The organism is Streptomyces vastus, from assembly GCF_039532825.1.
Classification (GTDB): Bacteria; Actinomycetota; Actinomycetes; order Streptomycetales; family Streptomycetaceae; genus Streptomyces; species Streptomyces vastus.
On the sequence record NZ_BAAASJ010000043.1, the window covers coordinates 156,298 to 181,409 of the forward strand.

A 25,112-nucleotide genomic window follows, 5' to 3' on the forward strand; every position below is an offset into this window, starting at 1 on the left:
ACGTGGCCGAAGGTGCAGGCGTCCGGGGCGGGGTCCGGGGCGGGGTCCGGGACGTGGATCCGCCGGGCGATCTCACCGTCGCCGAGAGGGGAATGTGGCAGGCGTTCCGCAACGGCAGCATGTACGACCTGCGCGCCGGTGACCCCACCGCGGATGATCCGCACGGCGGCCGCCCATGGGGCCCGGAGCGCAGTGTGCGGGCCCGCATCGTGGCCATGCTGCTGCTGAACGGGCCGCCCGCGCTGGACGGCCGCGTCTCGTCCCTGAAGCTGACCGGCATCCAGATCACCGGCGTACTCGATCTCGCGGGCGGCAGGATCGTCCCGTACGTCGAGATGAAGGGCTGCCGCTTCGAGAAGGAACTCCTGCTGCCGGAAGCCCGGTTCACGACCGTGCGCCTGGTCGGGTGCTCGGTGCCGCGTCTGGAGGCGGCCCGGCTGCACACCGAGGGCGATCTGCATCTGCCGCGCTGCCGCTTCCACCACGGCGTACGCCTCACCGACGCGCAGATCGGCACGGATCTGCTTCTCAACCAGGCCGTGGTCCGCCGGGACCGGCACGGCCGCTCCATCACCGGCGACGGGATGACCGTAGGTCAGGACCTGCAGGCCGAAATGCTGGAGTCCGACGGGGAGTTGAGCCTGCGCGGCGCCACGGTGGGCGTCTCGCTCAGTCTGCGCGGCAGCCGGCTGAAGAACCCGCACGACCGGCTGGCGCTGAACGCCCCGCAACTGACCGTCGAGCGCACGCTCTATATGACGCCCGCGGGCGTCGGCAATCCGCTGCAGACCAGCGGCCGGACTCCGGCGCGCGGGACGCGGGTGCAGCGCTTCGCGTGCGAGGGCGGGATCCGCCTGGACGACGGGCGGTTCGGGGATGCGGTGGACTTCGAGCAGGCCCGCTTCGTCCTCAGGGACGACCAGGAGATATCGCTGCGCCGCGTACAGGTACCCGAGCTGCGCTTCCTCGGGGAACGGCCGAGGCGCGGGCGGGTCGTGCTGTCCGGCGCCCGGGTCGTCAACCTCATGGATGCCGCGAGCAGTTGGCCGGGCGCGGGCCAGCTGCAGATGGGCGGCTTCCAGTACGAGAACCTCGTGCCGCGCGGCCCGTTCCCGCTGGCCCGGCGCCTGGAGTGGGTGGCCGCGGCGACCCCCGAGTACAGCCCGGAGCCGTACGAGCGGCTGGCGGCCGTCCTGCGCGACGGCGGCGAGGACGAGGACGCGCGCGAGGTGCTGCTCGCCAAGCAGCGCCACCGCCGCGAGTTCCTGCCGCTCGCGGCCAGGCTCTGGGGGTACGTACAGGACTGGACGGTCGCCTACGGGTACCGGCCGGGACGGGCCGCCGTATGGATGGCGGTGCTGTGGGCGGCGGCCTCGCTCGCCTTCCGCCATGCCGACCATCCGCCGATCAAAACGGGCGAGCATCCGCCCTGGAACCCCTCCCTCTTCGCCCTGGACCTGCTCCTGCCCGTCATCGACCTGGGCCAGGCGGGCTACTGGCGGTTGCACGGGGGCTGGCAGTGGCTGGCCGCGACGGTGATCCTCCTCGGCTGGATCCTGGCGACGGCGGTGGCAGCGGGCGCGACACGGCTTCTGCGCCGGGGCTGAACCGCTGCCCGAACACATGCAACCCTTGGGTCGTTTCAGCTGTCTTCCCACCGCAACCATCAATTGAGCAACCACGACGGCGAGCATCCGGTTCGCGAGAGCGGCGCCGGCTGAGGCGCAGAGGGGGGAGCCCCAATGGCACTGCTACGCGCGTTCATCCGTACCGCCCGGATGGCACGGAACACCTCCCCGCTCGCCGCCGGTCTGCCGGGCGACGACGAGATGCTGCTCGACGCCCCGGATGAGCGGCTCGCGCCGGCGCTGGTCGCCGCGGGCCGGGGCGAGTACGAGGTCGCGGCCAAGCTGCTGGCCACCACCCGGGAGGCCGCCGAGTGGGAGGACCGCGACCGGTACGCCACGCGCCTCGCCGCTTTCGCGCGCTCCCGCCCCGAGTGGTTCGCGCTCTGGCGGTACGCGGCCCCGCACGATCCCGACGCGCTGCTCGTCAAGGCCGAGCTGGCGGTGTGCCAGGGCTGGGAGTCGCCGGCCCGTGCCGAACTGCTGCGCCAGGTCGCGCCGTTGATCACCACGGCCGCCGAGGCCGACCCGCGCGATCCGGCGCCATGGCGGATCGCGCTGGACCACGCCCGGGGCACGAACGCGCCGCACACCGAGTTCGAGGAGCTGTGGGCCGAGGCCGTACGCCGCTCCCCGCACCACTACGGCTGCCATGTGTCCGCCCTCCAGTACCTGTCCGCCGCCTGGTACGGCTCGCACCGCGAGTGCTTCGACTTCGCCGAGCGGGCCGCGCAGGACGCGCTGCCGGGCTCCCTCGTCCAGGCGCTGCCGGTGCGCGCGGCCTTCGCGTATCTGACCGAGGAGAGCGGCAGGTGCGCGGTGCCGCGCGAGCGCCTGGACGCGGCGGCCGATCTGGCGATCGCCCTGTCGCAGGAGTACGCGCCCGCCGACCCGTGGCCCGCCCAGGTCCGCAACTTGCTTACATACGTTCTGATCCGGCTCGAACGCTGGGAGGACGCGCTGGCTGAGCTGCGCCGGATCGGGCCGTACGCCACCTCGTTCCCCTGGGACCGGATCTCGGACGACCCGCTCGGTCAGTTCCTCGAACTCCGGGACGGCGTACGGCTGGAAGTGGCCGCGCGTACGCCGTTCAAGCTACGGCGAGCGCAGCCCCCGCGTCCGCTGAGTGACCACGGCGAACCCGCCCACCCCGGCGACCATTAGGCTTTTGCGTCGTGACCACCGTCCGGCTCCCGCTCTTCCCCCTGAACTCGGTGCTGTTCCCGGGGCTCGTACTGCCCCTGAACGTCTTCGAGGAGCGCTATCGCGCCATGATGCGCGAGCTGCTGAAGACCCCCGAGGACGAACCGCGCCGGTTCGCCGTCGTCGCGATCCGCGACGGCCACGAGGTCGCGCCGAGCGCGCCCGGGCTGCCGGACCAGACGGCCGTACCGGAGCGCGGGCCCGCGGCCGGTTTCGGCGACGATCCCGCGCAGGCCTTCCACAAGGTGGGCTGTATCGCGGACGCGGCGACCATCCGGGAGCGGGCCGACGGCAGCTTCGAGGTACTGGCCACCGGGACGAGGCGCGTACGGCTGCTCTCGGTGGACGCCTCCGGCGCGTTCCTGACGGCTGAGCTGGAAGAGCTGGAGGAGGACCCCGGCGAGGAGGCGGGGGCGCTCGCCGAGGGAGTACTGCGGGCCTTCCGCCAGTACCAGAAACGACTGGCCGGGGCACGCGAACGGTCCTTGTCGACCGGGGGCGAGCTGCCGGACGAGCCGTCCGTCGTCTCCTATCTGGTAGCGGCGGCGGCGATGCTGGACGTCCCGGCGAAACAGCGCCTGCTCCAGGCCCCGGACACGGCCTCACGCCTGCGCGAGGAACTCGGCTTGCTGCGCAGGGAGACGGCGATCATCCGTAACCTGCCCTCACTGCCCGCGTCGGAACTCACGCGCAGTCCCACGAGCCTCAACTGAGGCGGTCGGCGGAATCAGGGAAATGCGCTGGGCCAAGGGCAATCTGCTGAGTCAGTGGGTACGAAATCAGCCACACAGGCGCCCTGAAATCGATGGAAACCCCGTGATCACGGTCCCTATGATCACCGCTGGCCATGACCATGGCCATGACCACCAGCAAGGGGGAACAACCAGATGAGTCGCCGGAGCATTATGACCGTCGCCGCCTGTGTGGCGGCCGGTTCCACGCTCATGGTCGCGCCTGCTCACGCGTCCGAGACCAAGGACGCGGTAATCCAGGCCCGGGTCGAATGCACGCGTCTGAGCAACGGGCAGCTCTGCATTTCGCTGAACACGAGCCCCAGCCGCATCGAGGTTTTCTACACGAAGAGCGGCGGCTCGAAGATCAGCGCGCAGCTCGGACACCGAGCAGGCGGCGACACCAGGTGGGGGCCGACGAAGAGCATCAGCACGGGTGAGCGGGCCAACACCACCTGGACCGTGAGCTACCGGTGCGACGTGGACTGGAAGGGGCTGATCAAGGTCGCCGGGCAGGGGACCTTCGAGACCCCGTGGGCGACCTGCTGACCGAAGCCGGCCTCTGACTGAAGGGACCGTCACGAACCGCCCCTGCCCGGGCACTGTTCCGGGCGGGGGCGGCCGCGTTCGGCCGTCTGGGATGATGAAGGCCCATGGCGAAGAAGTCGAAGAAACAGCAGCAGTCCGGGGGGACGCCCGCGACGGTGACCCTGACGGCGGCGGGCGTCGCGTACACGGTCCACGCGTACGAGCACGACCCCTCCCACCCGTCGTTCGGCGAGGAGGCCGCCGAGGCGATGAACGTCTCCCCCGACCGCGTCTTCAAGACCCTGGTGGCGGAGGTCGACGGCGAGCTCACGGTGGCCGTGGTCCCCGTGGCAGGCTCCCTCGACCTGAAGGCCCTCGCGTCAGCAGTGGGCGGCAAACGCGCCACGATGGCCGACCCGGCGGCTGCGGAGCGCGCGACGGGCTACGTCCGCGGCGGCATCTCCCCCCTGGGCCAGCGCAAGAAACTCCGCACGGTCCTGGACGCCTCGGCCTCGGCCCACCCCACGATCTGCGTCTCGGCAGGCCGCCGCGGTCTGGAGGTCGAACTCTCCCCGAACGACCTGACCAAGCTCACGGAAGCGATCTCAGCACCGGTTGCCCGCGCGTGACCACTCGACGAATGCCGCACTATCGGCTAAACCGAGAACATGTCGAAGAAAACACGCAAACGCAAGTGGCGCATGAAGAAGGGCCGCTCGAATCATGGGCACAGGCCCGCATAATCCAGCCCGTCCGGAGCTTGAGGACGAGGCCACAACCAGCCCGTCCGGCCCGTCCGGCGCTTGAGGACGAGGCCACAACACAGGCCGTCCGGCGTTCGAGGACGAGGCCACAACCAGCCCGTCCGGCGTTTGAGGACGAGGCCGTTCAGGCCGATGGGGGTCTGGGGCGCAGCCCCAGTGGGGTCCGGGGCGCAGCCCCAGTGGGGTCCGGGGCGCAGCCCCAGTGGGGTCCGGGGCGCAGCCCCGGGATGGGACGGGTAGGGGCGGCGGGGGCGAAGACCCCGCGCCGCCCAGCCCCCGCAAGGAACCCGCCCTACGCCGGAGGCGCCCCGTACGGGCCCTGCGCATAAGGATCCGGCTCAGGATCCCGCGGTCCGAACAACGCGGTGAGCCCCAGATGAACGACCAGCGCCCCCAAAGACCACGCCAGCAACGCCCCCTTCGCCCCAAGCTCCAGCGGCGCAGCGAACGTAACCCCTCGCCCCACCTCCCGCGCATGGGCCGCGACATCCTGCGTAGGCCCCAGCCATATCCCCAGCCGCCAGGCAAGCAACGAACCGAGCACACCTCCGACCGTGAGCGCGACAACGACCGGAATCCCCCCACGTCGCCGCAGCGCAAACACGACCAGCGCACTCACCAGCCCGAACCCGAGCGCAAGCAGAGTGAACGTCCCGTCCACCCCGATGGCCTGCTCCCCTTCCGTGTCCTTGAGATAGACCGCGGACGAGTCCGAGACCAACGGCACCTCAGGAGCCAGCCACCACCACAGCACCCCGAGCAACGCCCCACCGAGCGCCATCGCCAGCGCGATGACACCGGCCTCCCGCAGTTCCGTCTTCATCCCGGGACCGTCCTCCTGATAACCGACGGATCCGCCCGCACCAGCTGCGGCGGGCGGTGACGCCTGCCAGGCAGGATGCGGAGACTGGTACTCCGGAGGCTGCTGTTCCGGAGAAGCACGATGCGGCGGCTGGGGCGGAGTAAACGGTGCGGTCACCCTGACATCGTGCCAGGCTCGGCCGCAGGCCGCGTCATCGGACGGCAGCCCGACGATAAGCCCAGGTCGCAACGGCCAGCGAGACCACCCCGACCCCCGCGCACACGGCGAGGTCGAGCACGACGACCCCCCAGTCGGGGTGCGCTCCGAAGGTCAGCCCGAAGGCCTCGACACCGTACGTGGACGGCAGCAGATCACGCGCGTACTGGACGACGGTAGGCAGCCGATCCGCCGGCAGCACCCCGAGCAGGAGAGCCGCCGACATCCCCAACTGTCCGAGCAGCGTGGCCAGTTCGGGCCGCGGCGCCAGCAGTCCGAGCGCGGCTCCCAGCCCGGCGAGCGCCGCGCCCGCGAGCGGGATCACGGCGGCGAGGATCCACAGATGAGACAACGGCAGGCCGAACAGCACGCACCCGAAGACGGCGGTGACCACGGTCCCCGGCACGGTGAAGGAGGCGTACGCACCCGCGGCACCCAGCACCACCGCCGCCGGCGGCACCGGCAACGTCGCGTAGTGGTCGAGCCCGCCACTCGCACGCAACTGCCCGAAGTACTGAGCGAGCAGATTCAGCGCGACGAACGCGACGACGAGCACCGACGAGCCCGCCACCACGGCCCGCGCCTCTCCGCCGCCGTCCACCACCCCGCGCATCAGGACCATGATCCCGATCGACTGGAAGGTGGCCACGAACAGCAGCGGAATCCGAGCGACCCGCGCGCGGGACAGCTGCGCCCGGTACACGGCGCACAGCGCAGGCCACAACCGGGCACGCGGTCCGAGCTCGGCGGCTTGTTCCGCGACGGCGTCCTCGACGGGGAGGGCACGGCCCGACAGGACCTCGGCGGGTACGACACTCACGTCGAGCGGCTCCTGTTCGCTTCAGCTGTCGTCCTGTTCCGTACGGCCAGAGCGGCCCGAACACTCACGCCTTGACCAACCCCCGTACATTGCCGGCGCTCCCGCCCAGGGCCAGATACACGTCTTCGAGGCTCGGTGTGGCGAGCGTGAAGTCGTCCAGGGCGGCGAACGCGGCCCCGCCGGTGACGGCGGCGACGGCCGCGCGGGCCTCCTCGGGGGCGAGGCGCAGCGCCCAGCGGCGGCCGGACTCGACGGCGCGGTCGCGCAGCGCGGCGACCTCGGGAACGTCGAGAGGCGCGCGCTCGCGCCAGACGAGTTCGAGGCGCACCTCGCCCGCGACCTGCTCCTTCAGCCCGGAGGGGGTGTCGCAGGCGATGACACGGCCCTGGTCCATCACGGCGACACGGTCGAGGACCGTCTCGGCCTCGATGACGTTGTGGGTGACCAGGAGAACCGTCGTGCCGTTCTCGGCCCGCCGCCGGTCGACGGCGCCCCAGACGGCGCGACGGGCGATGGGGTCCATGCCGGCGGTCGGCTCGTCGAGTACGAGTAGCGGCCGCTCACCCACAAGCGTGGCGGCGAAGCAGGCGAGCCGCCGCTGCCCGCCGGACAGCTTTCGCAGCGGCCGCGAGGCGAGGGCAGTGAGACCCAGCTCCTCGAGGACGGTGTCCCGCTCGGCCCGCGCGCTGCGCACATCGAGCCCGCGCAGCCGCCCGGTGGTCTCCGCGGCGAGCGACACCGTCAGTTCGTCGAGCGCGGTCGACTCCTGTCCCAGGTACGCGAGGATTCGCGCCGCCCGCTCGGGATGGCGCACGACGTCGTGCCCGAGGATCTCGACGCTGCCGCGATCGGGTCGCATCAGTCCGGTCAACTGCCGTACGAGGGTGGACTTCCCGGCACCGTTGGGCCCGAGCAGCCCGAAGATCTCGCCGCGCCGGATGTCGATCCGTACGCCGTCGGTGGCCCGCACCTCGGGTGTCCCGGGTGCCCCGCGCCGTCCGCGCACCGCCGGATAGGTCTTGGTCAGATCCCGCACCGCGCACACGACATCCCCACCGTGCCCTTGCCGGGCTGTCTGTGCGGTGCGCGTACTCACGAGGGACGAGACTACGGGGTCCCCGACGCGGAACCACGCTCGGGGCACCATCGGGGTCGAAACCGGGACACCGCAGCGCCCGCCACTTCACTCCTCCGCGCCCCGTAAGGGGCGCGGGGTAGTGACATTTGCGGCTTCGCCGCGATGGGGGTCCCCCCGCTCGAGCGAAGCCGAGAGTGGGGAGCGACCAGCCACAACAAACCCGCAGCCGCCTACGAACAGAGACCCCCGAGCTACTGGGCGCTCATTCCCCAGCGGGAGCGTGCTCCGCAGCCGTCCGTACGTCGATCTCCCGCCAGAACCCCGCCCGGATCGCGTACCGGTCATGCTCGTCGATCTGGTCGTCCTTGTGCGCGAGCAGCCCGAACCGCGCCGCGTACCGCAGCAGCTCGCCGTCGATGCGGTGCGGTACCCGCGGATACATCGTGGACAGCTTCTGCAGATGCGCCGGGTCGGACAGCCGCTCCATCCAGCGCCGGGCGAACACCTGCCCGACCTCGTACGGATCCCCGCCGACCGTCGTGATGTCCTCCTCACGGTCGGCCCACCGCTGCTCGGCCGTGGTGAGCTGCGCGAGCGTCGGCAACGCGGCCGCGTCCGCGGACTCGGCGGCGCCGGGCCGGTCGACCCACCCCTTGTCGGACGACCACCGCAGCGTCGCGTTCGCGGGGTGCTGGGCGGCCTGCGCACCGGGTGTGCGCAACGCCGCCAGATCCTTCGGGGTCGGCACCCCCTTCGCGGCCGGCACCGGCTCCTGAGTGCCGTTCTCACTCGGCGCCGACTGCGGGTGCTGCCGCTCCCGCGCGCCCCGCTCGCTCCCGGAGGGCAGCGCGGACTCGGGCAGCGGCGCGGAGAGGATCGCGGCGATCTCGGGCCGCGGCGCGGGCGGCGGCGCGCAGATCCCGCCGAACTCCTTGGCCCGTACGGCCTTGGTGATCCATGTCCGGTCCAGTACACGGCGCTCGTCGGCCTCCGCGACGAGGTCCTCGGACTGGTTGTAGTCGCCGTCGGCGGCCTGCACCGCCCACAGGTGTACGGCGACCCCATGCTCTTTGGCGGCCATCATGCCCGGCAGCAGATCCCCGTCGCCGGTCACCAGAACCACGTCGGAGCAGGCCCGGTTGCGCGCCAGCTCGGTGAGCTCGGCATGCATGGCGGCGTCGACGCCCTTCTGCGCCCACCGCCCGTCACTGCGGGTCAGCGCTCCCAGACGTACGGTCACCCGGGGCATCACACGCAGCCTGCGGTGCTCGGGCTGCGGTACGCGGTCGGGGGCGCCGTCGAACCAGTAGATGCGCAACAGGGGCCGTTCCGTGTCGGACTCGGCGCGCTCGCGCAACCCCTGGATCAGGGCAGTGTGGTCGACGGTGATCCGGGACCTCGAAGGCTCCCCGGCGAGGAGACTCGCGGCGGCCCCGAGCAGATACCCGGCGTCCACCAGGACGATGCAGCGGTCCACGCGATCCACCCTCTTTCCGGGAGGTTTGCTTCGGGCTTCCTTCGAGTCTGCCCGACTGCGCGGAGGTTAACGGCCGGAACTCGATCTTCGGCGTGGCGTATCGGGACTTCACTCTCCGACAGGCCTTATTACGCACGGTAATTCTCCGACATGCGCGGCTTCTGCGCCTATGTGAATCTGATCCCGGTCCTGACCCCTAGGTACCCCCACAGGAGGCAGATCACCATGGCCAAGAACAAGAACCGCAAGCAGAGCGGCCCGCACCAGCGCGGCGCACAGGATCAAGCCCGGCGCGGAGCCGAGGAGTTGGCGTCCGCCGCCGATCAGACAGAATCCGCGCCGGGTTCCGCACAGTTCGTCTCCGGCGGCGGCAAGCGGCAGAAGAAGTTCGGCCACAACTAGGGGGCTGCACGGCACGAGAGGGGCGCACCCGGATTGATCGGGCGTGCCCCTCGTCGTTTTACGTACGCGGTGTTTCCGTACGTACGTCGTTTCCGTACGCGCCTGCTCAGCCGGCCAGGCAGGACGGGCCGAGCAGTACCTTCAAGTCCCCGAAGAGCGCCGGGTCCGGCTTCACGCGATGCCGGTCGAGCCGTAGGACCGTCGTCTTGCGCGGGCCCTGGAGCTTGATGCGTACCTCGCTGTCGCCCTTGTGATGGCTGAGGATCTCGCCGAGCCGGCTGACCATGGGCGGGGTGACCTTCAGAGCCGGGATCGTGAGGATGACGGGGGCGTTGGTGCCCGCGTTCGACAGATCCGGGACCTGGAGTTCCATGGCGACGAGGCGGGGTACGTCCTCGCGTTTGTCGAGGCGTCCCTTGACGAACACCACGGCGTCCTCGACGAGTTGGGTTGACACCAGCTGATAGGTGGCGGGGAAGAACATGCACTCCAGGGAGCCGGCCAGGTCCTCGACGGTGGCGATGGCCCAGGCGTTGCCCTGCTTGGTCATCTTGCGCTGGAGGCCGGAGATGATGCCGCCGATGGTGACGACCGCCCCGTCGCCGAAGTCGCCGCCGGTGAGCTGGGCGATGCCCGCGTCAGCCTTGTCCGACAGCACGTGTTCCAGGCCGAACAGCGGGTGGTCGGAGACGTACAGGCCGAGCATCTCCCGCTCCTGGGCGAGCAGGTAGGCCTTGTCCCACTCGTCGTCGGTGAAGCTGACGTCCAGGCCGAAGCCGGGTTCGCTGCTCTCCTCCTCGCCCATGCCGCCGAAGAGGTCGAACTGGCCCTCGGCCTCCTTGCGTTTGACCGCCACCACGTTGTCGATCATCGGCTCGAACTGGGCGGTCAGCCCCTTGCGGGTGTGGCCCATGGTGTCGAAGGCGCCCGCCTTGATGAGCGATTCGGTGGTGCGCTTGTTGCAGACGACGGCCTCGACCTTGTCGAGGTAGTCGGGGAAGGAGGCGTACTTTCCTTTGGCCTTGCGCGAGCGGATGATCGACTCCACGACGTTCGTGCCGACGTTGCGGACGGCCGAGAGGCCGAAGAGGATCACGTCGTCGCCCTGGGCGGCGAAGTTGGACATCGACTCGTTGACGTTCGGCGGGAGCACCCTGATGCCCATGCGCCGGCATTCGTTCAGGTAGACGGCCGACTTGTCCTTGTCGTCCTTGACCGAGGTGAGCAGCGCGGCCATGTACTCGGCGGGGTAGTTCGCCTTCAGGTACGCGGTCCAGTACGAGACGAGTCCGTACGCGGCGGAGTGGGCCTTGTTGAACGCGTATCCGGCGAAGGGAACCAGCACGTCCCACAGGGCCTGGATCGCCTCGTCGCTGTAGCCCTTCTTCCGGGCGCCCTCCTGGAAGAGGACGAAGTTCTTCGCCAGCTCCTCGGGCTTCTTCTTGCCCATCACGCGGCGCAGGATGTCGGCCTCGCCGAGCGAGTAGCCGGCGATGATCTGGGCCGCCTTCTGCACCTGCTCCTGGTAGACGATCAGGCCGTAGGTGACGGCGAGCACCTCTTCGAGGGGCTCTTCCAGCTCCTTGTGGATCGGTGTGATCTCCTGGCGGCCGTTCTTGCGCTCGGCGTAGTTGATGTGCGAGTTCATGCCCATCGGGCCCGGCCGGTAGAGGGCCGAGACGGCGGAGATGTCCTCGAAGTTGTCGGGCTGCATCTGGCGGAGCAGCGAGCGCATCGGGCCGCCGTCGAACTGGAAGACACCGAGGGTGTCACCGCGGCAGAGCAGTTCGAAGGTCTTGGGGTCGTCCAGCGGGAGGGCGAGCATCTCCAGGTCGATGCCCTTGTTGGCCTTCACCATCTTGATGGCGTCGTCCATGATCGTGAGGTTGCGCAGGCCCAGGAAGTCCATCTTCAGCAGGCCGAGCGACTCGCACTGGGGGTAGTCCCACTGGGTGATGGTCACGCCGTCGGTGTGCCGCACCCAGATCGGGGCGTGGTCGACGATGGGCTCGCTGGACATGATCACGCCGGCCGCGTGCACACCCATCTGCCGGACGAGTCCCTCGACGCCCTTCGCGGTGTCGATGACCTTCTTCACGTCCGGTTCGTTCTCGTACATCCCACGGATCTCGCCGGCCTCGCTGTAGCGGGGGTGCGAGGGGTCGGTGATGCCGTTCAGGTCGATGCCCTTGCCGAGGACGTCGGCGGGCATCGCCTTGGTGAGCCGGTCGCCCATCGCGTACGGATAGCCCAGCACGCGTGCGGCATCCTTGATCGCGTTCTTCGCCTTGATCTTGCCGTAGGTGCCGATCATGGCGACCTTGTCGGCGCCGTACTTCTCCGTCACGTACCGGATCACCTCGACGCGCCGACGCTCGTCGAAGTCGATGTCGACATCGGGCATCGAGACACGCTCGGGGTTGAGGAACCGCTCGAAGATCAGACCGTGCGGGATCGGGTCGAGGTCGGTGATGCCCATGGCGTACGCGACGATCGAACCGGCCGCGGAACCACGGCCCGGGCCCACCGCGATGCCCTGCTTCTTGGCCCACATGATGAAGTCCGCGACGACGAGGAAGTAGCCCGGGAACCCCATCTGGATGATGACGTCCATCTCGTACTCGGCCTGCTTCTGCCGGTCCTCCGGGATGCCGCCGGGGAAGCGGCGCTCCATGCCGCGGCGCACCTCCTCCTGGAACCAGGTGACCTCGGTGTAGCCCTCCGGGATCTCGAACTTCGGCATCAGGTTCCGCGACTCGAACATCCCGGTGGTGTCGACCTGCTCGGCCACCAGCAGCGTGTTCGCACATCCCTGCTGCCAGGCGTCCGAGGAGTCGATGGCGTACATCTCGTCCGTCGTCTTCAGGTAGTAGCCGGTGCCGTCGAACTTGAAGCGGTCCGGATCCGAGACGTTCTTACCGGTCTGAATGCACAACAGGGCATCGTGCGCGGCCGCCTCGTGCGCATATGTGTAGTGCGAGTCGTTGGTCACCAGCGGCGGAATGCCCAGCTTCTTGCCGATCTCCAGCAGCCCGTCCCTGACCCGCCGCTCGATCTCGATGCCGTGGTCCATCAACTCCAGGAAGTACCGGTCCTTGCCGAAGATGTCCTGGTACTCCGCGGCCGCCTTCAGCGCCTCGTCGAACTGGCCGAGCCGCAACCGGGTCTGCAGCTCCCCCGAAGGACACCCGGTGGAGGCGATGAGCCCCTCCGACCACTGGGAGATGGTCTCCTTGTCCATCCGCGGCCACTTCTGCAGCCAGCCCTCCGCATACGCGTCCGAGGACAGCTTGAACAGGTTGTGCAGGCCGGTCTTGTTCGCCGCCCAGATCGTCTTGTGCGTGTAGCCACCGGAGCCGGACACGTCGTCGCGCTTCTGGTGTGGCTGTCCCCACTGGATCTTCCGCTTGTTGCGCCGCGACTCAGGCGCCACATACGCCTCGATCCCGATGATCGGCGTGACCCCGGCCTTCTTGGCGGAGTGGAAGAAGTCGTACGCCCCATGCAGGTTGCCGTGGTCGGACATGGCGATGTGCGTCATGCCCATCTCGTTGCACGCGTCGAACATGTCCTTCAGCCGCGCGGCACCGTCCAGCAGCGAGTACTGGGTGTGGACGTGCAGGTGCGTGAACGGCGGCTTTGACACGGTTTCGGCCTCCAATGAACAGGTGGGTCAGCGTCGAAGTCTATGCCTCGGCACTGACAATTCGAGGGCTGCCCCGCGTACGTTCACATGCGGAGAACGGGCACTCCCGCGTACCTTCGTCCGTTGGAAGAGGACGGGCGTTTTCCGTCCCACTTGTCATGCATCACCCTGCACCTGGAGGCACCCCGCGATGTCGGATCCGCAGCTCAGCGCCGAGCAACGCGGCGAACAGATCCTCGCCGTCTTCGACACCGCCTTCGGCGAGTTGCTGGCCGCAGACCCGGCCGCGTTCCGCGTGAAGTTCCGGAAGATGGCGGCCTCGGCCTTCGCCTTCTACCGCGGCACGGCGTGCCTCTTCTACCACGACCTGGAGCAGGAGAACGCCGGTCGGGGTGCTGGGCGGATTCTCAGTGGACCGTATCTCGACGAGCGCACCTCGCGCGTGTGGATCCACGGCGACCTGCACGCCGAGAACTTCGGTTCGTACATGGACTCCCAGGGCCGCCTGATCTTCAACGTCAACGACTTCGACGAGGCGTACGTCGGCCCCTTCACCTGGGACCTCAAGCGCCTCGCGGCCTCCGTGGCGCTGATCGGGTACGCGAAGGCGCTCAGCGACGAGCAGATCACCGAGCTGGTGCGGATCTACGCGGCCTCGTACCGCGACCGGATCCACGCGCTCGCGACAGGCGCCAAGAGCGACGAGGTGCCTCCCTTCACGCTGGACACCGCCCAGGGACCGCTCCTGGACGCGCTGCGTGACGCCCGCTCGCTGACCCGCTTCGGGCTGCTCGAGTCGATGACGGAGATCCGCGACTTCGAGCGCCGTTTCGCGCCGGGCGGCGGCTCCATCGAGCTGGACGCGGCCACGCGTTACAAGGTGCTCGCGGCCTTCGACGGCTATCTGGAGACGCTGCCGGAAGCCTCCCTGGCCCGCCCGGACTCGTATCGCGTGAAGGACGTCGTGGGCCGCCGCGGCATCGGCATCGGCTCGGCCGGTCTCCCCTCGTACAACATCCTTCTGGAGGGCGCCACCGACGCCCTGGAGAACGATGTGGTGATCTACATCAAGCAGGCCCAGACCCCGGCCGTCTCCCGGCACATCACGGACCCGGCCATCCGCGAGTACTTCCAGCACGAGGGCCACCGCACGGTGATCTCGCAGCGTGCCCTCCAGGCGCACGCCGACCCGTGGCTCGGCTGGACCGAGCTGGACGGCGCGGGCCAGCTCGTCGCCGAGGTGTCGCCGTACGCTGTGGACCTGGACTGGGGCGACATCGACGACCCGGAGGAGATCGCGGCGGTCGTCGCCGACCTGGGGCGGGCCACAGCCACCATGCACGCGGCGGCGGACGACGAGAGCGGCCACTCCGAGCTGGTGCCGTTCTCCACGGAGCGGGCCATCGACGCGGCGATCGCGGCGGACGAGTCCGGCTTCGGCGACCTCCTGGTGGACTTCGCCCACGCGTACGGCGCACGCGCGCGTGCCGACCACCAGATCTTCGTGGACCTGTTCCGCAACGGACGGATTCCGGGGCTGTAGACCTGCGGCAGACCGGCAACCGCCCACTCACTCACAGGGAGCTTTTAGCGCTCCCTTACAGGAGTACGTGACACACTCTCCACTGCTATGGACATCTCCGGGACCCAGCTGAGAGCCGTACGCGCGGCACTGTTCACGGCATTCGTCGTGACACTGTCCGTCGCGTCGCACGTGCTGCTGTCCCGGGCCCCGCTGCCGCTGGCCACCGTGGCCGCGCTCACCGCCGCCGTCTTCGTCATCGCGTACGCGCTGGCAGGCCACGAGCGCGGCTTCGGGCGGATCGCCGCCCTGCTGATCCCGCTGGAGCTGGCCGCCGACACGCTGTTCACAGCGGGCCAGCACGCCTGTTACGGCAAGGCGGGCGGCCCGGTGGCGGGCCCCCTGCGGTCGGTCGGCTTCGACTTCCTGTGCGCCGGCGAGGTCGGCACTCCGTTGGCCCAATTCAGGAGGGACGGCGCGCAGCGCCTCCATGAGGGGTGGTGGTCGGGTGACGGGTGGGCGCGGGAGGGCGACGGTCCCGCAGCGCTTCTCGCCCAAGCCGATCCGGCCGCCGCCTGGCTGCTGCTCGCCGTACACGTCGGCGTCGGGCTCCTCGCGGCCGTCTGGCTGCGGCGCGGCGAGCGGGCCCTGGCCCAAGTCCTGTGCGCGGCCGTCGCGTCCACCTTCCGGCCGCTGCTGATCGCCGTCGCCACAGTGACCGTGCGGCCGGCGCCGGTACACCGGCTGCCGCGCCCCGCGCGTCGTACGAGCGCGCCTCGCAGCCACTTCTTCGTGCACTCCCTGGGACGGCGTGGACCACCGTGCTCGCTTGTTCCCGCCTCAACGGCGTGAACCACGGCTGAGCACAACAGTCCACATCCCCATGCCTTCACACGGAGAAAACGATCATGAGCAAGAGGAACAGCCAGTCGGCCAAGACGGCGGCCCGTGAGCGACTGCGCGCCGAGCGCGAGCGCCAGGCCAAGCGGGCCAAGGTCAAGCGGCAGATCATCGTCGCCTGCTCCGTCGTCGGTGTCCTCGCGGCAGCCGGCGGCATCAGCTACGCCGTCGTCCAGGGCAACAAGCCCGGCTACTGGGAGGCCGCGAAGGGCGACAAGCTCGTCAAGCCGGCCCACACCACCGGCGAGAACGGCACGACCGTCGTCATCGGCAAGAGCAGCGCCAAGAAGACCCTGGAGATGTACGAGGACCCGCGCTGCCCGGTCTGTGCCCAGTTCGAGCAGGCGGTCGGCTCGACGGTCGACAAGGGCATCGAGGACGGGACGTACAAGGTTCAGTTCATCGGCGCCACGTTCATCGACGACAGCACCCGTGGCGAGGGCTCCAAGAACGCGCTCAGCGCGATGGGCGCCGCCCTGGACGTGAGTACGGACGCCTTCCTGGAGTACAAAGCCGCGCTCTACTCGGCGAAGTACCACCCCGAGGAGAGCCAGGACAAGTTCAAGGACGACTCGTACCTGATCGAGGTGGCCGACACCGTCGACGCGCTGAAGGGCAACAAGAAGTTCCAGACGGCGGTGGAGAACGGCACCTACGACAAGTGGGCGCTGCTCATGTCGGAGAAGTTCGACGACAGCGGTGTCACCGGCACGCCGACGCTGGAGATGGACGGCAAGAAGCTCACCGGCTCCGACGGCAAGAACACGCCGATGACCGTCGCCGACTTCCAGGCGGCGATCGGCAAGGCACTGGCAGCCTGAGCCCGCAGAGAGCGCTCAGGTCCTGAGGGAACCCGCGTCAAAGAGCGGGCGAACTTTCCGAGTTCGCCCGCTCTCGCCATGTACTGATCAGTAATCTGAGCGCCTGTGACCAGTCGCATCAGATCCCACAGCAGCCCCAATTCCCTCGAATCCCCCAACTCGCCCGCCCCGCGCCGCCGTACGGTCGTCAAGGCGGCGGCCGCGACCGCCGCGCTCGCGGGCCCTCTCGCCGCCGCGATACCCGCCCGGGCCGCCGACGAGGCCCCCGCGTTCCTGCACGGAGTCGCCTCCGGTGACCCGCTGCCCGACGGCATCCTGTTGTGGACACGGGTGACGCCCAGCCCGGAGGCCGTGCCCGGCTCGGGGCTCGGCCCGGACATCGAGGTGAGTTGGACCGTCGCCCTGGACAAGGCGTTCATGAACGTCGTCGCCAAGGGCTCCACCACCGCGTCCGCCGCCTCCGACCACACCGTCAAGGCGGACATACGCGGCCTGAAGCCCGCCACCGCCTACTGGTTCCGCTTCTCCAGCGGCGGCACCGACTCTCCGGCCGCCCGCACCCGCACCGCCCCGGCCACCGACGCAGCCGTGCCCGGCATGCGCTTCGGCGTGGTGTCCTGCGCCAACTGGGAGGCCGGCCACTTCTCGGCGTACCGGCACCTGGCCGCACGCGGCGACCTGGACGCCTGGCTGCATCTGGGCGACTACATCTACGAGTACGGCACGGGTGAGTACGGGACACGCGGCACCGTCGTACGCCCGCACGCTCCCGCCCACGAGATCCTCACGCTCGCCGACTACCGCACACGGCACGGCCGTTACAAGTCCGACCCCGACCTTCAGTCCCTGCATCAGGCAGCCCCCGTCATCGCCATCTGGGACGACCACGAGATAGCCAACGACGCGTGGTCGGGAGGCGCCGAGAACCACACCGAGGGCGTGGAGGGCACGTATTCGACCCGCCAAGCGGCGGCCAAACAGGCCTACTTCGAGTGGATGCCGGTCCGCCCGGCGATCGAGGGCACGACCTATCGCCGGCTGCGCTTCGGCAAGCTGGCCGATCTCTCGCTGCTCGACCTGCGGTCCTTCCGTTCGCAGCAGGTGTCCGTCGGCAACGGAGGCGTCGACGATCCGAACCGTACGCTCACGGGCAGGTCCCAACTTGACTGGCTGAAGGCGGGGTTGACGGCGTCCGACACCACCTGGCGGCTGGTCGGCAACTCGGTGATGATCTCGCCGTTCGCCATCGGCTCGCTCTCCGCCGAGATCCTGAAACCGCTCGCCAAGCTGCTGGGCCTGCCGCAGGAGGGCCTCGCCCTCAACACCGACCAGTGGGACGGCTACACCGACGATCGCCGCGAACTGCTCGCGCACCTTCGGAACAACGCCATCCGCAACACCGTCTTCCTCACCGGCGACATCCATATGGCCTGGGCCAACGACGTGCCGCTCAATGCCGGTACGTACCCCCTGTCCCCCTCCGCCGCCACCGAGTTCGTCGTCACCTCCGTCACCTCCGACAACCTGGACGACCTGGTCAACGTCCCCGAAGGCACCGTCTCGGCGGTGGCCGCACCGGTGATCCGCGCCGCCAACCGGCATGTCCACTGGGTCGACACCGACCGGCACGGCTACGGCGTACTGGACCTCACCGCCGAGCGCGCGCAGATGGATTACTACGTCCTCTCCGACCGCACAAACACCAACGCCACAGCGTCCTGGGCCCGTTCGTACCGAACGCGCAACGGCACCCAGAAGGTCGAGCGGGTGTACGCGCCCGTGAACTGATCCCTTCTCCTCTCAATCAGAGGCTGTCGAGGAAGCCGAGCGCCACCCGCCAGGTGGCCTCGGCCGCCTCATTGTCATAGTCCGGCAAGCCGGGATCCGTGTAGAGGTGACCGGCCCCCGCGTATCTGTAGACCTCCACCTCGGCGCCCGTTCTGCCCATCCGGAGATACCAGGCGGTCAGCCAGTCGTCGGGCTCGAAGGGGTCCGGCTCCGCGACATGCAACTGGACAGGCAGCTCGTCCACCGACGCGTTCTCCGCGATGTCCGAGGTGCCGTGCAGCAGCAGGAGCCCACGCGCCTTCTCGTCGCCGAGCGCCAGCGTCGGGGCGGTCGCGGCGCCGAAGGAGAACCCGGCGTAGACGAGACCTCTCTCCGAGTACGGTGCGGCGGCCAGGACCGCGCGCTTGAGCAGCTCGTCCTTGCCTATCTCGTCCTTGAAGGCCATGCCCTCCTCGACGGTCTCGAAGGTCCGCCCCTCGAAGAGGTCGGGCGTCCACACCTCGTGGCCCGCCGCGCGCAGCCGGTCCGCCGCGTCGCGCACCGCGGGCCGCAGCCCGTAGGTCGAGTGGAAGAGCATGATGTCCATGAGCCCATCGTGCCAGCCGCCACCGACAACGGCGCCGGACCGGTACTGGGGCTCGGGCTGGGACTGAAAACGGGGACTGGGACCGGCCCTGCATGTCCATGGCGGGCCGGAGCCGGTTACCGTCGAGGGCATGGAGAACGTACTGCGCCCGCTGATCGTTGTCGGCGGCTCCGTCGTCCTCACCCTGGTGATCGGCTGGGCCGTGGACCAGATGATGCGACGCATCGACGAACGACACAGCGAGACCCCGCTGTGGGGCCTGCTGCGCCGCGCCCGCATCCCCTTCCAGTTCGTGCTGCTCACGGCCTTCCTGAGAGGCTCGTACGACCAGGCGCGGATCTTCCCGTCCTACTCCTCCGCGATCGGCCGGGCCCTGACGCTGGTGCTCATCGGGTCCACCGCCTGGCTGGTGGTGCACATCGCGGCGGCCATCGTCGAGACGTCGTACGCCCGTTACGCGTCCGCCCACCGCGATCCGGCCCGGCTCCGCCGTGTGCGGACCCAGGTGTCACTGATCATGCGCGTGGTCACGGCGATCGTCGGCGTGGTGGCGATCGCCGCGATGCTGTTCACCTTCCCCGCGATGCGGGCGGCCGGAGCCTCGCTGCTTGCTTCGGCGGGCATCCTCGGCATCGTCGCCGGTGTCGCCGCGCAGTCCACGCTCAGCAATCTCTTCGCGGGGCTGCAGATCGCATTCGGCGACATGGTGCGGCTCGGCGACGTCGTGGTGGTGGACGGTGAATGGGGCACGGTCGACGAGATCACGCTCACGTTCCTGACCGTACGCACCTGGGACGAGCGCCGGATGACCATGCCGGTCTCGTACTTCACGTCCAAGCCCTTCGAGAACTGGTCCCGCGGCGGCGTCCAGATGACCGGCACGGTCTTCCTGCACGTCGACCACAGCGCGCCCCTGGAGGCGATGCGCGAACGGCTCCGCGACGTCTTGCGCGAGTGCCCGTCGTGGGACGGCCGCCACTACGACCTGACCGTCACCGACTCGACCCCCACCACCATGGAGCTGCGCGCCCTGGTAACCGCCAAGGACCCCGACGACCTGTGGACAGTCCGCGTAACAGTCCGCGAACACCTCCTCCGCTGGCTGACCGAACACCACCCCTACGCACTCCCCCGAGTCAACACAGCCGACGCAGTCCTGCCCCCGCGCTCCCTGCCGGACGGCTCGCTACCGCGCATGAACCGAGGCCGCATCCACGCCACACCGCGGACGGATCGCACGCCGTAGCGGGTTGCCTCCGGCGGTTGGGCGGTCTGGGTTCGTAGAGCTTGGGTTCGTTGCCGGCTGCGAGTGCATCGCGGCTGGTCGCGCAGTTCCCCGCGCCCCTAACGGGGCGCTCCCGGAGCCTTCAGCCACAACGGCCCCTCCGGTCACTTGCCCACCGGCCCCGTGGCCGCCACCCACCCGGGGGCGCGAGGCTGTGACATCAGCGGCTCCGCCGCGGGGCGCGAGCAACCACAACGAACCCGCAGCTTCAAACCGCACCCTGCGGAGCGCTCAGTGGCCACGTTCCGCCCCGCCATTGACCTGGATGACCTGAGCGGTGATGTGGCCGGCGGCCGCTGAAGCCAGCCAATGGAGCGTCGCGGCGATATCCCCGGGCGTCCCGGCACGCCCGGTCGACGTCTCCGAGATCAACCGCTCGCGCCGCGCGTCATCCATGGCCTCCCCGAAGAACCCGGTGTCCTCGACATAGCCGGGCGCCACCACGTTCACGGTGATGCCGCGCGGCCCCAACTGCCGTGCCAGATCAAAGGCGTACGGGTGCAGAGCGGCCTTGGACGCGGCATACGGCCCGCTCCCGGACCCCCGGTAAGCGGCGATCGAGCTGAGAAACAGCACCCGCCCACCGGGCGACGCAAGCCGGTCCCGCAGCGCCTCGGTGAGCAGCGCCGCCGTCAGCGTGTTGAGCCGGAAGTTGAGCGTCCAGTTGTGCGCGGCGATCACCAGCGGATCATCGCTGCCGGCCTTCGGCTCCAGATACCCGGCCCCACCCGCGCTGTGGACGAGTACGTCGACGGTGCCCAGTTCGGCAGCCACGAACCGCTCAACCCCGCGCACCCCTTCGACCTCACTGAGATCGGCCGCGTACGTGAGCGCCCCCGGCACCTCCGCCTTCTCAAGCACCTCGGCCCGGCGCCCGAGCAGCAGCACCTGATCCCCGTCCGCCGCGAAGGCCCGAGCCGCCGCCAGTCCGATCCCCGTACCGCCACCACTGATCACCACGTTGCGCGCCATGACATCGATCCTACGAAGCCTCAGCTACGACGGCAGTCAAAGCGGGGGCAGCCAAAGCCAGGACGGCGGCTGAAGGTCGGCTAAAGAGAGCGCCTCATCGCCTGATGAGGAATCCCCGCTTCGACATACTCCGGTCCATACGCCACATACCCCAGCCGCTCGTAGAACCCCAGCGCATGCGTCTGCGCGTGCAGATCGACCGCCGTCAGTCCACGCGCGCGTGCCGCGTCCTCGATGCCCTGAACGAGCGCGATGCCGACACCGAGCCCGCGCGCGGACTTCAGGACGGCGAGCCGCCCCAGGGATCCGACACCCGGGTCACCGCCGGTCTTGGCGGCCGCAGCCTCGCCGTACAGCAGGCGCCCCGCGCCGATCGGCACCCCGTCCTCGCGGACGGCGAGGACATGCACGGCGTCGGCGTCGTACGCGTCGTACTCCAGGTCCTCGGGGACCTGCTGCTCGCTGACGAAGACCTCCTTGCGCACCGCGAAGCAGGCCTCGCGGTCGGCGGGGTCCTCGGCCACCCTCACCGCGTACGACTCGCTCATGCGTAAGTCTCCTCCCGCACCTGGTCCAGCGCCTGCTGCAGGTCCGCGGGGTAGTCGCAGGCGAACTCGGCCCACTGCCCGTCCCCGGGGTGCTCGAAGCCGAGCCGCACGGCGTGCAGCCACTGCCGGGTCAGCCCGAGCCGCTTGGCGAGGGTCGGGTCCGCGCCGTACGTCAGGTCGCCCACGCACGGATGCCGGTGGGCCGCCATGTGGACGCGGATCTGATGCGTGCGCCCGGTCTCCAGCTTGACGTCGAGCAACGAAGCCGCGCGGAACGCCTCGACCAGGTCGTAATGCGTCACGGAAGGCTTGCCCTCGGCCGTGACCGCCCACTTGTAGTCGTGGGTCGGGTGCCTTCCGATAGGAGCGTCGATGGTGCCGCTGGTCGGATCCGGGTGGCCCTGCACCAGCGCGTGGTAGCGCTTGTCGACCGTGCGCTCCTTGAACTGGCGCTTGAGCGACGTGTACGCGTACTCCGACTTGGCCACCACCATCAGGCCCGATGTGCCCACGTCCAGGCGGTGCACGATGCCCTGGCGCTCGGCGGCGCCCGAGGTCGAGATGCGGTACCCGGCAGCCGCGAGCCCGCCGATCACCGTGGGGCCCGACCAGCCGGGGCTGGGGTGCGCGGCGACCCCGACGGGCTTGACGATCACCACCACGTCCTCGTCGTCGTGCACGATCTCCATGCCCTCGACGGGCTCGGCGACGATCTGCACGGGCGCGGGCGCCTGCGGCATCTCGACCTCCAGCCATGCACCGCCCTGCACACGCTCGGACTTGCCGACCACCGTGCCGTCGACCAGCACCTTGCCTGCCGCGGCCAGCTCCGCCGCCTTCGTACGGGAGAAGCCGAACATGCGTGATATGGCGGCGTCGACGCGCTCGCCCTCCAGGCCGTCGGGCACGGGCAGGGTACGGATCTCGGGAACTGTGCTCACCCGTCGAGTATGCCGGACGTGACTGACAGCGCCGTCGGCGAGGGAGCACGGGCCACGGGGCGCGCTCAGTCCGGCGGCTCAGTTCTTGTGGACAGTGCCGTCCGGGTCGAGGCCGCGGAACGACAGCAGCACGATCAGGATGCCGCCGCAGACGATCGCCGAGTCGGCGAGGTTGAAGACCGCGAAGCCCTTGGGGGCGATGAAGTCGACGACCGCGCCCTCGAAGACTCCCGGCGACCGGAAGATCCGGTCGGTGAGGTTGCCGAGCGCGCCGCCGAGCAGCAGGCCCAGCGCGATCGCCCAGGGCAGGCTGTAGAGCTTGCGCGCGAGGCGGGCGATCACCACGATCACGGCCGTCGCGATCACCGTGAAGATCACGGTGAAGGCCTCGCCGAAGCCGAAGGCCGCGCCCGCGTTGCGGATCGCTTCGAACCTCAGCCAGTCCCCGATGATCTCGATCGGCTCATGGTGCTCCAGCTTCGCGACCACGATGATCTTGCTGACCAGGTCCAGGGCGTACGCCAGGGCGGCAACCGTGAACAGCACGGCGATCCGGCGCTTGCCCCTGGGCCGCTCGGCCTGCTCCGCCTTCTCCTCGGAGCCGGAGCCGGAGCCGGACGGCTCGGCCGGCTCGGCCGGCTCTCGCGCTCCCGGGGAGTCGGACCGCTCGCCCGACGCCGCGCTCTTGTCGGTGTGCTCCGGCTCGGCCCCAGCCGCCTCCGGGATATCCGGCGTACCGATGATGCGCTCCGCCTCTGCCACGTGTGTCCCTCAACCTAGGTGCCTGACTGAGGACGAGAGTACGGCACGGTAACCCGCCCCCAGGAGCTCGTCGGGCGCACCGGGCGTTCAGTATCGGCGCTCCGTCTTCTGCTTGCACTCGACGCACAAGGTGGCGCGCGGGAAGGCCTGCATACGTGCCTTGCCGATGGGATTGCCGCAGTTCTCGCAGAGGCCGTACGTGCCCGCGTCCAGGCGCTCCAAGGCGCGCTCGGTCTGCTCCAGCATCTCCCGGGCGTTGGCCGCGAGCGCCATCTCGTGCTCACGCGTGATGTTCTTGGTGCCGGTGTCCGCCTGATCGTCGCCGGCGCCATCGCCGGAGTCGCGCATCAGGCCCGCCAGGGACTGCTCGGAGTTCGTGATCTCGGCGCGCAGTCGCACCACCTCCGCGAGCAGCTCCGCACGTGCCTCAGCGACCTCTTCCGAGGTCCAGGGGTCCTCACCGGGGCGTACGGCGAGTTCGCCGGGCTCCACCGCGGCGAGCCGCGCCTTGGGAACCGCGGTGGCCTTGCCCGCCGCTGTGGCCGTACCAGGAGTCTTCTTAGCAACCACTGTCGTGGCTCCCGTCGTCTTCGCGGCCTCGGCCGCACCCTCGGCCGCGGAGGCGACCGTCTTCTTGGCCGTACGTGTGCGCGTGACGCTGCGCTTCTTTCCGGCGGCACCCTTGTCGGTGACCTCCTTGCCGCCGGCCTTCCCGGCCGCGGCCTCGGTGGCCACTCCGGTGGTCTTCTTCAGCGCGGTCTTCTTGACCGCAGCCTTCGTGTCCGACTCCCCCTTGGGGGCGCCCGCCCTTGCCTCTGCCTTCCTGGTGACTGCCTCTCCGGCGGCGGCCTTCTTGGTGGCCCCCTTCTTGGTGGCCACCTTCGATGCCGTCTCCTTGGTGGCCGTTTTCTCACCGGCCGACTTCGTAGCCGCCGTCTGCCCAGCGGCCTCTTTCGAAGCGGCCGACTTCGCAGCGGCCGTCTTCGTAGCGCCCGCTTTCGTAGCGGACGTCTTCGTACGAGCCGTGCCCGTAGCGGTCTCCCTGGCAGCCGCCCTCTTCGAAGCGCCCGCTTTCGCCCCGGCAGGGCCGGGAGCGGCGGTCGCCCCTGTAGCCGCCGCCTTCGAAGCCGCCCTCTTCGAAACGCCGACTCCCGAACCGGCCGTCTTCGCAGCGGCCGATTCCGTACCCGCGGTCTTCGAAGCAGCCGTTTTCGTACCCTCCGGCTTCCCGCCGCCGGCAGCACCGCCGGCACGGGAGCCGACACCTGCCCCCGTAGCGGAGCGTCCCCGCACCGTCTTCACCGGCTTCGCCGGCTTCGCGGCACCCCGCGTGCTCTTCTTGCCGTTCACATCCTTGGCCGCCGCTCCGGCACCGCCTGCCGCCCCCGTGGTGCTCCTGGACGCCGACTGCGGTACGGCCGTCTTCTTCGCCATCATGGCCGCGGCCCCTTCACATATTGTGATCTTGTTCGCGAATCGTGCTGGGACGATAAATCGACTTCTGGCCCGCGGCAACGGGGCACGCTGCCCGATTCACCCGCCTCTCAGGTGCCACGTGGCGAGCCTGCAAGCGTTGTGCCCAGCTCCCCGCCAGGTAATCCGCCGAGTCGGCCGCAGCGGGACGCGAACCCAGGACCCTGGCCATTCGGGTCAGTCCATGCGCCTCCCCCACGCCCAGTGAGCCCCTGCCCATGG

22 protein-coding genes are annotated in these 25,112 nt (G+C 69.6%); 11 read left to right on the top strand and 11 right to left on the bottom strand.

Features of this window, described 5'->3' with window-relative positions; translation table 11 throughout:
• The first annotated feature begins 2 nt into the window (after positions 1 to 2).
• The 5 genes from ABD357_RS22035 to ybaK all read left to right on the top strand — a co-directional run bounded on the left by ABD357_RS22035 (position 3) and on the right by ybaK (position 4,716).
• Positions 3 to 1,607 (top strand): oxidoreductase, encoded by a 1,605-nt coding sequence (locus tag ABD357_RS22035; RefSeq protein WP_344392253.1) that lies wholly within the window; start codon positions 3 to 5, stop codon positions 1,605 to 1,607.
• A gap of 135 nt (positions 1,608 to 1,742) precedes the next feature.
• A complete protein-coding gene (locus ABD357_RS22040) occupies positions 1,743 to 2,789 on the top strand; it encodes a hypothetical protein (protein WP_344392254.1) in 1,047 nt (348 codons plus the stop codon).
• Positions 2,790 to 2,800: 11 nt separating this feature from the next.
• The gene (locus tag ABD357_RS22045; RefSeq protein ID WP_344392255.1) at positions 2,801 to 3,541 is read left to right on the top strand and encodes an LON peptidase substrate-binding domain-containing protein; all 741 of its coding nucleotides are present in this window, start codon (positions 2,801 to 2,803) and stop codon (positions 3,539 to 3,541) included.
• A 174-nt stretch (positions 3,542 to 3,715) separates the two neighbouring features.
• Complete coding sequence (locus tag ABD357_RS22050) at positions 3,716 to 4,108, top strand: hypothetical protein (protein ID WP_344392256.1); 393 nt, start codon at positions 3,716 to 3,718, stop codon at positions 4,106 to 4,108.
• 104 nt (positions 4,109 to 4,212) lie between these two features.
• Positions 4,213 to 4,716, top strand: a complete 504-nt coding sequence (ybaK, locus tag ABD357_RS22055; protein ID WP_344392257.1) for a Cys-tRNA(Pro) deacylase — start codon at positions 4,213 to 4,215, stop codon at positions 4,714 to 4,716.
• Positions 4,717 to 5,143: 427 nt separating this feature from the next.
• On the opposite strand, the gene ABD357_RS22060 is transcribed toward ybaK, so the two are convergent.
• The 4 genes from ABD357_RS22060 to ABD357_RS22075 form a co-directional block, all read right to left on the bottom strand.
• Positions 5,144 to 5,830, bottom strand: a complete 687-nt coding sequence (locus tag ABD357_RS22060) for an AAA family ATPase (RefSeq protein ID WP_344392259.1) — start codon at positions 5,828 to 5,830, stop codon at positions 5,144 to 5,146.
• Positions 5,831 to 5,864: 34 nt separating this feature from the next.
• Complete coding sequence (locus ABD357_RS22065; RefSeq protein ID WP_344392260.1) at positions 5,865 to 6,689, bottom strand: ABC transporter permease; 825 nt, start codon at positions 6,687 to 6,689, stop codon at positions 5,865 to 5,867.
• Between the two features lie 64 nt (positions 6,690 to 6,753).
• Positions 6,754 to 7,785, bottom strand: a complete 1,032-nt coding sequence (locus ABD357_RS22070; protein ID WP_344392261.1) for an ABC transporter ATP-binding protein — start codon at positions 7,783 to 7,785, stop codon at positions 6,754 to 6,756.
• A 244-nt stretch (positions 7,786 to 8,029) separates the two neighbouring features.
• Complete coding sequence (locus tag ABD357_RS22075; protein WP_344392262.1) at positions 8,030 to 9,244, bottom strand: NYN domain-containing protein; 1,215 nt, start codon at positions 9,242 to 9,244, stop codon at positions 8,030 to 8,032.
• A 225-nt stretch (positions 9,245 to 9,469) separates the two neighbouring features.
• On the opposite strand from ABD357_RS22075, the gene ABD357_RS22080 reads away from it, so the two are divergent.
• The gene (locus ABD357_RS22080; protein WP_344392263.1) at positions 9,470 to 9,646 is read left to right on the top strand and encodes a hypothetical protein; all 177 of its coding nucleotides are present in this window, start codon (positions 9,470 to 9,472) and stop codon (positions 9,644 to 9,646) included.
• Between the two features lie 106 nt (positions 9,647 to 9,752).
• Here the strand turns inward: ABD357_RS22080 and dnaE are convergent, their stop codons facing one another.
• Positions 9,753 to 13,292: a DNA polymerase III subunit alpha gene (dnaE, locus tag ABD357_RS22085; RefSeq protein WP_344392264.1), complete on the bottom strand. Its 3,540-nt coding sequence runs from the start codon at positions 13,290 to 13,292 to the stop codon at positions 9,753 to 9,755.
• Between the two features lie 190 nt (positions 13,293 to 13,482).
• Between dnaE and ABD357_RS22090 the strand changes: the two genes are divergently transcribed.
• The 4 genes from ABD357_RS22090 to ABD357_RS22105 all read left to right on the top strand — a co-directional run bounded on the left by ABD357_RS22090 (position 13,483) and on the right by ABD357_RS22105 (position 18,323).
• Complete coding sequence (locus tag ABD357_RS22090) at positions 13,483 to 14,835, top strand: DUF2252 domain-containing protein (RefSeq protein ID WP_344392265.1); 1,353 nt, start codon at positions 13,483 to 13,485, stop codon at positions 14,833 to 14,835.
• 87 nt (positions 14,836 to 14,922) lie between these two features.
• Entirely contained in the window at positions 14,923 to 15,666 is a 744-nt protein-coding gene (locus ABD357_RS22095) for a hypothetical protein (protein WP_344392266.1), read from the top strand.
• Between the two features lie 56 nt (positions 15,667 to 15,722).
• Positions 15,723 to 16,535, top strand: a complete 813-nt coding sequence (locus ABD357_RS22100; protein WP_344392267.1) for a thioredoxin domain-containing protein — start codon at positions 15,723 to 15,725, stop codon at positions 16,533 to 16,535.
• Between the two features lie 105 nt (positions 16,536 to 16,640).
• Complete coding sequence (locus tag ABD357_RS22105) at positions 16,641 to 18,323, top strand: alkaline phosphatase D family protein (protein ID WP_344392268.1); 1,683 nt, start codon at positions 16,641 to 16,643, stop codon at positions 18,321 to 18,323.
• Between the two features lie 16 nt (positions 18,324 to 18,339).
• On the opposite strand, the gene ABD357_RS22110 is transcribed toward ABD357_RS22105, so the two are convergent.
• Complete coding sequence (locus ABD357_RS22110; protein ID WP_344392269.1) at positions 18,340 to 18,909, bottom strand: dienelactone hydrolase family protein; 570 nt, start codon at positions 18,907 to 18,909, stop codon at positions 18,340 to 18,342.
• A gap of 130 nt (positions 18,910 to 19,039) precedes the next feature.
• On the opposite strand from ABD357_RS22110, the gene ABD357_RS22115 reads away from it, so the two are divergent.
• Complete coding sequence (locus ABD357_RS22115) at positions 19,040 to 20,155, top strand: mechanosensitive ion channel family protein (RefSeq protein WP_344392270.1); 1,116 nt, start codon at positions 19,040 to 19,042, stop codon at positions 20,153 to 20,155.
• A 270-nt stretch (positions 20,156 to 20,425) separates the two neighbouring features.
• On the opposite strand, the gene ABD357_RS22120 is transcribed toward ABD357_RS22115, so the two are convergent.
• From ABD357_RS22120 to ABD357_RS22140, 5 genes are all read right to left on the bottom strand, one after another.
• Positions 20,426 to 21,166, bottom strand: coding sequence for an SDR family NAD(P)-dependent oxidoreductase (locus ABD357_RS22120; RefSeq protein WP_344392271.1), 741 nt, complete (start codon positions 21,164 to 21,166; stop codon positions 20,426 to 20,428).
• A gap of 80 nt (positions 21,167 to 21,246) precedes the next feature.
• A complete protein-coding gene (locus tag ABD357_RS22125; RefSeq protein ID WP_344392272.1) occupies positions 21,247 to 21,714 on the bottom strand; it encodes a GNAT family N-acetyltransferase in 468 nt (155 codons plus the stop codon).
• Complete coding sequence (locus ABD357_RS22130) at positions 21,711 to 22,655, bottom strand: RluA family pseudouridine synthase (protein WP_344392273.1); 945 nt, start codon at positions 22,653 to 22,655, stop codon at positions 21,711 to 21,713. Before ABD357_RS22130 ends, ABD357_RS22125 begins: the two co-directional genes overlap by 4 nt.
• A gap of 78 nt (positions 22,656 to 22,733) precedes the next feature.
• On the bottom strand, positions 22,734 to 23,417 hold the full coding sequence (gene lspA, locus ABD357_RS22135; RefSeq protein WP_344392274.1) for a signal peptidase II: 684 nt from the start codon (positions 23,415 to 23,417) through the stop codon (positions 22,734 to 22,736).
• 87 nt (positions 23,418 to 23,504) lie between these two features.
• Positions 23,505 to 24,854, bottom strand: coding sequence for a TraR/DksA family transcriptional regulator (locus ABD357_RS22140; protein ID WP_344392275.1), 1,350 nt, complete (start codon positions 24,852 to 24,854; stop codon positions 23,505 to 23,507).
• Positions 24,855 to 25,112 lie beyond the last annotated feature (258 nt).

What these genes read in the sequence shown, in the direction of transcription:
- ABD357_RS22040 (WP_344392254.1), top strand. Translation starts at nt 1,743, where the DNA reads ATGGCACTGCTACGCGCGTTCATCCGTACCGCCCGGATGGCACGGAAC.
- ABD357_RS22050 (WP_344392256.1), top strand. Translation starts at nt 3,716, where the DNA reads ATGAGTCGCCGGAGCATTATGACCGTCGCCGCCTGTGTGGCGGCCGGT.
- ybaK (WP_344392257.1), top strand. Translation starts at nt 4,213, where the DNA reads ATGGCGAAGAAGTCGAAGAAACAGCAGCAGTCCGGGGGGACGCCCGCG.
- ABD357_RS22080 (WP_344392263.1), top strand. Translation starts at nt 9,470, where the DNA reads ATGGCCAAGAACAAGAACCGCAAGCAGAGCGGCCCGCACCAGCGCGGC.
- ABD357_RS22090 (WP_344392265.1), top strand. Translation starts at nt 13,483, where the DNA reads ATGTCGGATCCGCAGCTCAGCGCCGAGCAACGCGGCGAACAGATCCTC.
- ABD357_RS22095 (WP_344392266.1), top strand. Translation starts at nt 14,923, where the DNA reads ATGGACATCTCCGGGACCCAGCTGAGAGCCGTACGCGCGGCACTGTTC.
- ABD357_RS22100 (WP_344392267.1), top strand. Translation starts at nt 15,723, where the DNA reads ATGAGCAAGAGGAACAGCCAGTCGGCCAAGACGGCGGCCCGTGAGCGA.
- ABD357_RS22110 (WP_344392269.1), bottom strand. Translation starts at nt 18,909, where the DNA reads ATGGACATCATGCTCTTCCACTCGACCTACGGGCTGCGGCCCGCGGTG.
- ABD357_RS22115 (WP_344392270.1), top strand. Translation starts at nt 19,040, where the DNA reads ATGGAGAACGTACTGCGCCCGCTGATCGTTGTCGGCGGCTCCGTCGTC.
- ABD357_RS22120 (WP_344392271.1), bottom strand. Translation starts at nt 21,166, where the DNA reads ATGGCGCGCAACGTGGTGATCAGTGGTGGCGGTACGGGGATCGGACTG.
- ABD357_RS22125 (WP_344392272.1), bottom strand. Translation starts at nt 21,714, where the DNA reads ATGAGCGAGTCGTACGCGGTGAGGGTGGCCGAGGACCCCGCCGACCGC.
- ABD357_RS22140 (WP_344392275.1), bottom strand. Translation starts at nt 24,854, where the DNA reads ATGATGGCGAAGAAGACGGCCGTACCGCAGTCGGCGTCCAGGAGCACC.